The 10,149-nt window shown below is 73.5% G+C and carries 8 protein-coding genes and 1 pseudogene; 2 read left to right on the top strand and 7 right to left on the bottom strand.

Features of this window, described 5'->3' with window-relative positions; translation table 11 throughout:
- Positions 1-311: 311 nt before the first annotated feature.
- Positions 312-1,169 carry a 3-hydroxybutyryl-CoA dehydrogenase gene (locus tag HY68_RS22170; protein ID WP_041996818.1) on the top strand — a complete coding sequence of 286 codons (858 nt, stop codon included), beginning with the start codon at positions 312-314 and terminating at the stop codon, positions 1,167-1,169.
- Between the two features lie 32 nt (positions 1,170-1,201).
- Here the strand turns inward: HY68_RS22170 and HY68_RS22165 are convergent, their stop codons facing one another.
- Complete coding sequence (locus tag HY68_RS22165) at positions 1,202-2,722, bottom strand: FAD-dependent monooxygenase (RefSeq protein ID WP_107070114.1); 1,521 nt, start codon at positions 2,720-2,722, stop codon at positions 1,202-1,204.
- A gap of 95 nt (positions 2,723-2,817) precedes the next feature.
- Here HY68_RS22165 and HY68_RS22160 point away from each other — a divergent pair, with 95 nt between their 5' ends.
- Positions 2,818-3,426, top strand: coding sequence for a TetR/AcrR family transcriptional regulator (locus HY68_RS22160; protein ID WP_041991486.1), 609 nt, complete (start codon positions 2,818-2,820; stop codon positions 3,424-3,426).
- Here HY68_RS22160 and HY68_RS22155 read toward each other — a convergent pair.
- The 6 genes and pseudogenes from HY68_RS22155 to HY68_RS22130 form a co-directional block, all read right to left on the bottom strand.
- Complete coding sequence (locus tag HY68_RS22155; RefSeq protein ID WP_078863722.1) at positions 3,423-4,742, bottom strand: amidohydrolase; 1,320 nt, start codon at positions 4,740-4,742, stop codon at positions 3,423-3,425. The genes HY68_RS22160 and HY68_RS22155 overlap by 4 nt on opposite strands.
- Positions 4,735-5,985, bottom strand: coding sequence for a threonine synthase (locus HY68_RS22150; protein ID WP_041991482.1), 1,251 nt, complete (start codon positions 5,983-5,985; stop codon positions 4,735-4,737). Before HY68_RS22150 ends, HY68_RS22155 begins: the two co-directional genes overlap by 8 nt.
- A gap of 131 nt (positions 5,986-6,116) precedes the next feature.
- Positions 6,117-6,647, bottom strand: coding sequence for an NUDIX hydrolase (locus HY68_RS22145; RefSeq protein WP_041991480.1), 531 nt, complete (start codon positions 6,645-6,647; stop codon positions 6,117-6,119).
- Between the two features lie 87 nt (positions 6,648-6,734).
- Positions 6,735-8,075, bottom strand: coding sequence for a hypothetical protein (locus tag HY68_RS22140; RefSeq protein WP_041991479.1), 1,341 nt, complete (start codon positions 8,073-8,075; stop codon positions 6,735-6,737).
- A gap of 267 nt (positions 8,076-8,342) precedes the next feature.
- Positions 8,343-9,437: a PP2C family protein-serine/threonine phosphatase gene (locus HY68_RS22135; RefSeq protein ID WP_041991478.1), complete on the bottom strand. Its 1,095-nt coding sequence runs from the start codon at positions 9,435-9,437 to the stop codon at positions 8,343-8,345.
- A 167-nt stretch (positions 9,438-9,604) separates the two neighbouring features.
- Positions 9,605-10,149: pseudogene (locus HY68_RS22130) on the bottom strand (phenylalanine--tRNA ligase subunit beta); the annotation flags it as partial.

Genomic DNA, 10,149 nt, shown 5'->3' with positions numbered 1-10,149 from the left:
GTCCCCGCGGCGCCGCCGCCGGCCGCACGACCGCGTCCCCCGCGACCGCGTCCCCCGCCGTGAGCAGGGCTCCGGCGGTGCCCGCCACGGCCGTCACGAACCCTCTTCTGCCGATTCCCCGCATGAACCTGCCCCTTGTGTGCTTGCGCGTGCTTCCGCCGGTCGCCGCTCGTGCCGCTCCCGCAGAGCATGCCCGCCCCGGGCCGCAACCCCAAGAACACCGCGCGGTAACGTCGTGGCCCGGACAGGCCCGGAACCGTACGGGACCTGCCGGAACACGGACCAGCGAAAGGCACGACGTGACCGACACCCTGAGCGATATCACCCGCGTCGGAGTGGTGGGCTGCGGCCAGATGGGCGCGGGCATCGCGGAGGTCGCCGCCCGCAGCGGACTTGAGGTACGGGTCGCCGAGACCACGGGCGAGGCCCTGGAGATCGGCCGCACCCGGCTGCACAACTCGCTGACGAAGGCCGCCGAACGCGGCAAGATCACCGCCCATGAGCGCGACTCGGCGCTGGACAGAATCAGCTACACCACCGATCTCGGCGAGTTCGCCGACCGTGATCTGGTGGTCGAGGCGGTCGTGGAGAACGAGCAGGTGAAGACGGAGATCTTCCAGGTGCTCGACCAGGTGGTGACGCGCCCCGACGCGATCCTGGCCTCCAACACCTCGTCCATCCCGCTGGTCAGGCTGGCCGTGGCGACCTCGCGGCCCGACCAGGTGATTGGGATCCACTTCTTCAACCCGGCGCCGGTGCAGAAGCTGGTCGAACTGATCCCCGCGCTCACGACGTCCGACGAAACGATCCGCCGCGCCGAGGCCGTGGTCGGCGGCGTCCTCGGCAAGCACGCGATCCGCGCCCAGGACCGCTCGGGCTTCGTGGTCAACGCGCTGCTGATCCCGTATCTGCTCTCCGCGATCCGGATGTTCGAGTCGGGGATCGCGAGCCGCGAGGACATCGACAACGGCATGGAGCTGGGCTGCGCCCACCCGATGGGCCCGCTGAAGCTCTCCGACCTGATCGGACTCGACACGGTGGCCTCGGTCGCCGACTCGATGTACGCCGAGTACAAGGAACCGCTGTACGCCGCTCCCCCGCTGCTCCAGCGCATGGTCGACGCGGGCCGCCTGGGCCGCAAGTCGGGCGCGGGCTTCTACTCGTACTGACGGACCCGGCGTACCGACGAACCCGGCGGGGGCTACGCGCCGAGCCAGCGGTTCAGGGCCGTTGTCAGGCCGGTGGTGCTGCCGTCGGAGGATGCCCATGCCACGAAGCCGTCGGGGCGTACCAGTAGCGCGGTCGCCTCGGTGTCTTCGGTGTGGGCGTTGAGCAGGTCCAGGCGGCCGGTGTACGGGGCGGCCAGGGCCGCCAGTCGGTCGTCGCCCGTGAGGTCGACCAGCAGGGTGCGGCCGTGGTGGGCGTGGTCGGCGAGGCGGCTGCCGTCGGTGAGGCGGAGGGCGGGCACCGTCGCGCCGGCCAGCGGGTGGCCGTCCCCGAGGTCGTGGCGCTGCCACAGGCCGGAGACGCGTCGGGCGTAGTAGGTCGCGCCGTCCCGGGTGCCGAGGAAGTCGGTGACCACGCCGCGCAGCGCGCTGCTGTAGGCGTCGCCGCGCATCACGCCGACCTGCGCGCGTGTCCAGTCGAGCACCCAGGCGCCGATCGGGTGCCGTTCGGCGGTGTAGGTGTCGAGCAGTCCGTCCGGTGCCCAGCCGCGTACGGTCGCGGCGAGCTTCCAGCCCAGGTTGACGGCGTCGCCGATGCCGAGGTTCAGGCCCTGGCCGCTGAACGGTGAGTGCACGTGCGCCGCGTCGCCGCACAGCAGCACCCGGCCGCGCCGGTACTCCGTCGCCTGCCGGGCGTTGTCGGTGAAGCGGGTGCCTGCGGTGACCTCCGTGACGCGGACGTCGGCGCCGCTGACGCGCCGCAGGCTGGCCTCCATCTCGGCCGCCGTGACCGGTGCCTCCCGGTCGGCCGGCGGGCCGTCCAGCTCGACGGTGCGCACCCGGCCCGGCTTCGGCCCGTAGACGTAGACGCCGGTGGCGGTGTGCTGCCAGCCCGGCTCCAGGGCCTCCGCGCCCTCGACCGTGCCGACCGCCTGGCGGAAGGTGATCCCCGGGTCCGTGCCGGGGAAGTCGAAGCCGCCGTGGCGGCGGACCAGGCTGCGGCCGCCGTCGCAGCCGACGAGCCACGCCACGCGTACGTCGTCGCCGCCGTCCAGCTGGACGGTGACACCGGCGTCCGTCGCGTCGAAGCCGCGCACCTCGACCCCGCGCCTGACCTCGACGCCCAGCTCGGCGGCGCGTTCGTCGAGGACCCGCTCCACATCGGCCTGGACGGCTTGCACGTACCAGGCGGGGCCACGGCCGCGCAGGTCGGGATCCGCCAGGTCGACGGGGCCCGCGGGGACCTGGATGCCGCCGAAGTGGCCGACGGAGGGCGGCAGCTTGCCGGCCCCGGCCCCCTGGAACGGCTGCGGCGCCGCCAGCGCCGCCACGGCGGCGAGCAGTCCGCGCCGGTCGAAGGCCTCGGCCGACGCGGTGTTGACCGCGCCCGCCTTGAGCGCGGTGTCGATCTCCGTCCGCCGCTCCACGACCAGCACCCGGACCCCGGCCAGCCGCAGCTCGGTGGCGAGCATCAGGCCGACGGGCCCGGCGCCCGCCACGAGCACGTCGTAATCCGTGGGTCCTGTGCCGGGGGGCGGAGGTGCGTCGACAGTCATCTGATTTCCTTCTCTCTGCCGTGCGGGGTGGCCACACTGGGGTTACTCCACTAAGTTAAGTCACTAAGTTTAGTTACGCAAGGAAGTGAGGCCGGATGCCCAGGACCGGAGAGCGGGGCGGGCCGCTGACGCGGGCGAGGATCTCGGAGGTCGCGACCGGGCTCTTCCTGGAGCGCGGGTACGACACGGTCACGGTCGCCGAGGTCGCCCGGGCGGCCGGGGTGTCGAGCGTGACGGTCTTCAAGCACTTCCCGCGCAAGGAGGACCTGTTCCTGGACCGCGCCGACGACGCCGTGGAGTTCCTGCGCTCGGCGGTGCGCGACCGCGCTCCTGGCGTCGGCGTGGTGACGTCCCTGCGCGACACGACCCTGCGGCTGGTCGACACCCGGCACGCGCTGTCCGGGGTCAAGGACCGGTCCATCCCGTTCTTCCGGACCGTCGCCGCCTCGCCCGCGCTGATCGCGCGGGCCCGGGAGATCGCCTCCGACCTGCAGCGGACCCTCGCCGACGAGCTGGCACGCGACCCGGCCTTCGAAGGCGACGCGGCGCTGTTCGCGGCCTTCTTCATCGCCGGTTACAGCACGGTGATGGTGGAGACCGCGCGCCGGCTCACCGCAGGGGAGCCGACGGGCCCGGTGATCGACGACCACCGGGCCCGGCTGGAGCGGTTGTTCACCGCTCTCGGCGGCGCCTTCCCCGACTAGGGCGCGTCCGGCGGGCGCTCCACGGCGCGGCGGACGAACCCTTCGAGGAGTGCGACGCCCAGCGGCAGCGCCGCCTCGTCGAAGTCGAAGCGCGGCGTGTGGTGGGGCGCGGCGAGGTCGGCGCCCACGCCGACGTAGCTGGCGTACCCGCCGCCGCGCTGGACCTGGCGCATGAACGCGGTGGCGTCGTCGCTCGCCACCCCGTTCTCGGCCGACGCCGTCACCAGCCGCAGCGCCGCCGCGTCCGCGGCCGCCTCGACGAGTTCGACGGCGGGCCGGTCGGCGCGCGCCGTCGTGACGCCGCCGATCAGCTCGACGTCGACGCTCAGCCCGTACATCTCCGCCGCCCCGCGCAGCGCGGTACGGGCCCGCGCCTCCAGGTCGTCGTTGACGGACCCTTCGTCGGCGCGGGTCTCCAGCAGCATCTCGGCCCGGTCGGGGACGATGTTGCTGGAGGTGCCGCCGCTGATCCGGCCGACCCCCACCCGGGTCTCGTGGCCGGGAACGCGCGGCAGACCGTGCACGGCGAGGGTGGCGGCAGCGGCGCCGAGCAGGGCGCTGCGGCCCTCGTGCGGAGCGAGCGACGCGTGCGCGGAGACGCCGTGGAAGACCGCCCTGAGCTTGGAGTTGGCGAGCAGGCCGTCCAGGGACGACGCGACGGTGCCGGTGGGCAGGCTGAGGCCGAGATGCGCCGCGATCAGTACGTCGATGCCGTCTGCGGCCCCCGCCGGCACCATGGCGCGTGCTCCTCTGCCGCCCTCCTCGGCCGGCTGGAAGATCAGCGTCACCGAACCTGCGGGCGGCGGGTCGGCGGTCAGCCGCTCGGCGAGTTCGACCGCCATGCCGATATGCCCGTCGTGGCCGCAGGCGTGCATCACCCCGTCGTACGCGGAGCGGAAGCCCTCGCGTGCGGGGAGATGCGTCGCGTCGGCCGACTCCAGGATCGGCAGCGCGTCGATGTCGGCGCGCAGGGCGACCGCCGGTCCCGGCCCGGCGCCCGGCAGCGTCGCCACCACGGCCGTATGGCCGCCGCGCAGCGCCGCCAACTGCCGTGGGTCGGCGCCCGATTCGGCGGCGCGCCGGTACGCGGCGTCGAGTTCGGCCGGGTCCGGCACACCGAGCCGGTGCCCGGACGAGATGACGTCGGTGCCGGTACGCACCCGCCAGCCCAGCTCGGTGAGGCGCGCGGCGATCAGGCTGGCGGTGCGGAATTCGGTGAAGCCGGTCTCCGGGTGCCGGTGGATGTCGCGCCGCCAGCGCACCGCCGTCGAACCGGCCCCAGCTTGCGAACCGGCCCCCGCCGCCCGGTCACTCACTGTCGGACCAGGGTTCGCCCGCGGCGGGAATGCGTCCGTCGACCGGCAGCGTGGGGACGTCGACCCGCACGGTCTCCGGGTACTTCAGCCCGGCGCCGGTGTTCAGCACGACCACGTCCTCGTCGCCGCGCAGCCAGCCGGACTCGCGCAGCTTGTCCACGGCGGCGAAGCAGGCGGCGCCCTCCGGGCAGATGAACATGCCCTCGGCGCGGGCGAGATCGCCCTGGGCCGCCAGCAGTTCCTCGTCGGTCACGGCGATGGCGGTGCCCTCGGTGGCCCGTACGGCCTCCAGGACGAGGAAGTCGCCGAGCGCCTTGGGGACGGTGATGCCGAAGGCGACCGTGTGGGACTTCGCGGGCGCCACGCTCTCGGTGGCGCCGCGCTCGTACGCGTCCACGATCGGCGCGCAGCCCGCCGCCTGGACGGCGACCAGACGCGGCAGGTCCCCGGTCAGCCAGCCCAGTTCACGCATCTCCAGCAGCGCCTTGTAGATGCCGATGATGCCGACACCGCCGCCGGTCGGGTAGAGGATCACATCGGGGCAGCGCCAGCCGAGCTGCTCCACGATCTCGTAGCCCATGGTCTTCTTGCCTTCGAGCCGGTAGGGCTCCTTGAGCGTGGAGACCTCCTGGTAGCCGGTCCGCTCGCGGACGGCGGCGGCGACGATCTTGCCCGCGTCGCCGATCAGGCCGTCGACCAGATACAGCTCGGCGCCGGCGACGACGCACTCGGCGCGGGTGATCTCCGGGGCGTCGACCGGCATGGCGATCAGGCTGCGCATCCCGGCCCGTGCGGCGTAGACCGCCCAGGCGGCGCCCGCGTTGCCGTTGGTCGGCATGGCGATGCCGGTCACGCCGAGTTCGGCGGCGCGTGAGACGCCGACGGCGGCGCCGCGCGCCTTGAAGCTGCCGGTGGGGATCAGCCCCTCGTCCTTCATCCGCAGTCCCGGCACACCGAGCTGGGCGCCGTAGCGGGGCAGGTCGAGCAGCGGGGTCATGCCCTCGCCGAGGGTGACCACATGGCGCTCGTCCCGTACGGGCAGCAGTTCGCGGTAGCGCCAGAGGTCCGGTGCCCGGTCGGCGATCTCCGCGCGCTTCACGGACGCCTTGACCCGGTCCAGGTCGTATCGGGCCAGCAGCGGGACCCCCGCTTCGGACGTCCCTTGCAGCACGTCGGCGTCGCTGACGGCGCCGGTCCTGGAGCATTCGAGATGGGACAGGGCGGAGAAAAACGCTGCCGACATGGGGGTCCTCCCGGATCAAGACACAACGGCGGGGCCCGGACACCGTATCCGGCCGTCCGCCGGCGCCGGAGAGGCAGGGCGCCGGCGGACGGTGTCATGTCCGCATACCCGGAGTGTTCGGAGTTCCTGGCCTACCCGAGTCGTAAGTGATGGAGCATCAGCAGCGCGGCCGCCATGTTGGCCGCCGGGATCTCACCGCGTGCGAGCAGGGCGGGCACCCGGCTCAGCGGCACCCACTCCCGGCGTGAGGACTCGAAGTCGTCCTCGGGGTGGCCGACGTACGTCGCGCTCTCCGACCAGTAGAGATGGTGCCGGGCGTCGGTCAGACCGTTGGACGGCTCGACGGTGAGCAGATGCTTGAGCGCGCCGGGGCGCCAGCCGGTCTCCTCCTCCATCTCCCGCGCCGCCGCGCTCTCGATGTCCTCGCCGTCCTCCACCACACCCGCCGCCAGCTCCCAGCCCCAGCTGTCGGTGATGAAGCGGTGCCGCCAGAGCAACAGCACTTCGTCGGCCGCGTTGACCGCTGTCGCCACGGCCACCGGACGGAGCCGGATGAGGAAGTGGTCCAGATGCCGGCCGTCGGGGAGTTCCACGTCCGCCAGATTCACCTCGAACCAGCGGTTTCCATAGACATTCTTTTCGCTTAGTTTCGTCCACTGCACGTTTCTGCCACCTTTCGACAAGTTGATGGCAATATCGCAGCAGCAGGTCTGTGACCGGCAGTACGTCTTCTCCCGGCGGCAGGTCTTCTACAGGGGGACGCGCAGTGCGCCGTCGATGAGTTCGGCCGTCTCCTCCGCGTCCGTGCAGCCGCTGGCCACCAGCTGCTCGCGGACCGAGCGCAGCCGGTCGCGCAGCCGCTGCGACTCCATCCCCCTGGCCCGTTCGGTCATTTCGACGGCCGTGCGCGCCGCCCGGTCGGGTTCGCCCTGGCGCAGTTCGATGTGGCTGAGCATCGCGAGCCGGTGCACCCGGCCCCGGTCGTGTGCCGGGGTGTCCACGGCCGCAGCCGCGTGCGCGCGGGCGGCCGGCAGATCGCCGAGGCTCAGCAGCGCCTCCGCCACCTGCACGTTCACCAGGCCCGGCTGGACGTAACCGGTCTCGTCCGGCTCGTACCCCGGCCTGATGCGCTCCGCGGCCTGCTCCGCGCGCCTGATCCGCTCCAGCGCGCCGGTGCTGTCGCCCAGGCAGGCGTACGACTTGGCCTGCATCGCGTACAGGTCGGCGGCGAGCGCGGGCGTGATCTGCCGCCCGGCCGCCCGCAGCGCCGCCTCGGCGAAGGCGACGGCCTGCCGGTACTCCCCCCGGTACAGCGACTGGTTGACCAGCAGCGCGATCACATAGGCGCCGAGGCCCCGGTCGCCGCTGGCCTTGGCGAGCCGCAGCGCCTGGTGGAAGTAGCGCTGGGCGAGGCCGTGCGCGTCCGAGTCGTACGCGCAGATCCCGGCGACGGCGACGAGCCCGCCCGCCGCGCGGTGCAGCTGACGGCCCAGGGCGTCGCTGTACCCGCCGCGCAGCAGCGGCGCCGTCTCGGCGTTGAGGAAGCCGACGATCCTGGCCCGGGTCACCACCCCGCCCGCCCTGCGGTACATCAGTTCGTAGTGGGCCCTGGCCGCCCGCAGCAGCTCTATGTCGGCGGGCGAGACCTTGGTGGGGCCGTTGCGTGAGACGTCGCCGTCCTCCGGCGGGTTCTCCCACTCCCACACCGGCAGCACGGCCGGAGTGCCGGTGACCGCGGGCGCGTCCACGGCATGCGGCCGCCGTTGTACGTCGGAGCGCCAGAGCGCGGTGGCCCGCTCCACGAACCCGGCCAGCGGGGTGACCCCGGCGGCCGCCGGCTCGTCCGGTCTGCCGAACCCGATGTCGTCCAGGGCCAGCGGACGGCCCAGCCGCTCGCTCAGGACGGCGCAGATCAGGTCCGGCACCTGCCCGCGTGGCCGCTGCCCCTTGAGCCAGCGGCCCACGGCCGTGTGCTCGTACCGCAGGGCCAGGCCCCTGTCCCGGCCCGCCAGGTTGACCCGCGCGGCGAGGCCGGCATGCGAGACGCCCGCCTCGTCGAGCAGCGATTCCAGCAGAGTGTTGGGCTGCATATCCCCCTCCGGTGGCTCGCCGGACGCCGCCCCCGCACGGCCTCCGCAGGGCGGCGTTCACACGGGGTGTGAACGTAACGCCCGGATCCGGACAGTGTGCGCTCTGCCGGTGCGGCGCGGGGGCCGGTTGACTGAATGCCGTCGGCCGGGCCGCCGGCTCCCCCTCGTACAGTGCGGCGGCCCGTGACCGCACCGTCCGTCCTGCCGACCTGCCCGACACTCCGCGGCAGGCGGACGGCGCGGTCGGCCGTGCAGCCAACTGGGCCACTACGGATGGGAGGGTGTCGGACGGGTGCGGCGCAGCTCCGGCTCAGCGGACTGCGCCGGTACCCGCGCGCGGTCGTTGCACAGGACCAGCAGGGCGATGTCGTCGGTGACCCGGCCCCCGGTGTGCCGCAGCAGGGCGGTGTGCACCCGCCGTACCAGCGCGGCCGGTGAGATCGGGTCCGTCCCCGCCGTGGCGGCCAGCTCGGCCTCCAGGGCGAAGAACCGTCCGGCGTGGTCACGGGCGTCCGTCGCGCCGTCCGTGTGCAGGAACAGCGCCTCGCCCGGCAGCAGCCGGCCACAGCTCTGTACGGGGACGTCGGCGGGCAGCGGAAAAGCGCCGAGCGGCGGCAGCGGCTCGTCGGAGGCGAGCGGTGTCACCTCACCGCCGATCCTGCGGGGCCACGGATGACCGCAGTTGACGGCCAGCACCTCGGCGTCGGCGGTGATCTCCAGCAGCAGGACCGTCACGAACTCCTCGACGGCGGGGCACAGCGGCCCCTCGGCCGCCGGATACTCCTGCCCGGCCCGTCTGCGCACCTGGCGCTGGTGCGCCCGCTCCAGTCTGCGCAGCACCCCGTCGAGCCCCGGCTCGTCGTACGCCGCCTCCCGGAAGCAGCCGAGGACGGCGGCGACCGCCCCGACGGCGGGCAGTCCGTGGCCCCGTACGTCCCCGATCACCACCCGCACGCCGTACGGGGTGACCAGCACCTCGTACAGATCGCCGCCGATGTCGGCGCCCCGGGTCGCGGAGAGCTGGGCTGCGGCGAGGGTCAGACCGTCGAGCCGTGGTGGCAGCGGTCTGAGCAGTACGTCCTGTGCGGCCCGCGCGATGGCGCGTAACTGCCGCAGCTCGCGCACCGGGCCGTGCCGCACCCCGGCGACGACGCACACGGCGGGGAGCAGGCAGGCCGCGCAGGCCGCGAAGCGCTGGGCCATCCCGCCGTGGTCCTCCTCGGCCGGCGGGCCCAGCAGCTCCCAGCCGATCACGGAGGCGAGCCACAGGCCGGGGACGAGATAGACGAGGGCGCGCCACAGGGACGACGGTCCGGCGGGGGATTTCTCCGCCGGTCTGGCTGCTGTCCTGGTACGGATCATGGCCCGCCCTTCGGCTGAGTGGCCGGATCGATTGTGTCGATCACCGGGCCCGCTCCGGACCCTCCACCAGGAGTTCTCACTCGAACGAGTGAGGAGCGGATCCCTGGCTTGCGGATCCGCTCCTCAGTGCTCAACCACAGCCCGGTCGGGCTGTCGGGCCCGGTCCCTCAGGCGCCGCGCAGTACGGCGCCCGTGCGCTCGGCCGCCAGCGCGACCGCCGCGTCACGCGCGGCCGACGCCTCGTCGACGGTCAGCGTGCGGTCGGCCGCCCGGAACCGCAGGGCGTAGGCGAGGGACTTGCTGTCCGCACCGAGCTGCTCGCCGGTGAACACGTCGAACAGCCGGATGCCCTCAAGCAGCGGTCCTGCGCCCTCGCGCAGCGCCAGCTCCACGTCGGCGGCCGGCACGTCACGCGCGACGACCAGCGCCACGTCCTGGGTCGCCACCGGGAAGGTGGAGATCCTGGGCGCCCGCAGCGGCCCGGCGCCGGCCCGCTCCAGCAGGTCGAGGTCGACCTCGGCGGCGCTGGTGCGCTCGGGCAGGCCGAGCGCCTTCACGACGCGCGGGTGCAGTTCGCCCGCGTGACCGACCAGCGTCCGCGTGCCGTCCACCGTCGCGAACAGCGCGGCGCACCGGCCCGGGTGCCAGGGTTCGTGCTGATCCGCGCGTACGGCCAGCTCGGCGCCCGCCTCGCGGGCGATCGTGCGGGCCG

The sequence above is a fragment of the Streptomyces sp. AcH 505 genome (assembly GCF_000818175.1).
In the GTDB taxonomy this organism is placed as follows: domain Bacteria; phylum Actinomycetota; class Actinomycetes; order Streptomycetales; family Streptomycetaceae; genus Streptomyces.
Note: the sequence above shows the minus strand (reverse complement) of the source record. Positions and strands in the feature narration are given on the sequence as shown.

Excerpts from the sequence above, each read along its gene's own strand:
- HY68_RS22160 (WP_041991486.1), top strand. The coding sequence starts at position 2,818 with ATGCCCAGGACCGGAGAGCGGGGCGGGCCGCTGACGCGGGCGAGGATC.
- HY68_RS22165 (WP_107070114.1), bottom strand. The coding sequence starts at position 2,722 with ATGACTGTCGACGCACCTCCGCCCCCCGGCACAGGACCCACGGATTAC.
- HY68_RS22150 (WP_041991482.1), bottom strand. The coding sequence starts at position 5,985 with ATGTCGGCAGCGTTTTTCTCCGCCCTGTCCCATCTCGAATGCTCCAGG.
- HY68_RS22140 (WP_041991479.1), bottom strand. The coding sequence starts at position 8,075 with ATGCAGCCCAACACTCTGCTGGAATCGCTGCTCGACGAGGCGGGCGTC.
- HY68_RS22135 (WP_041991478.1), bottom strand. The coding sequence starts at position 9,437 with ATGATCCGTACCAGGACAGCAGCCAGACCGGCGGAGAAATCCCCCGCC.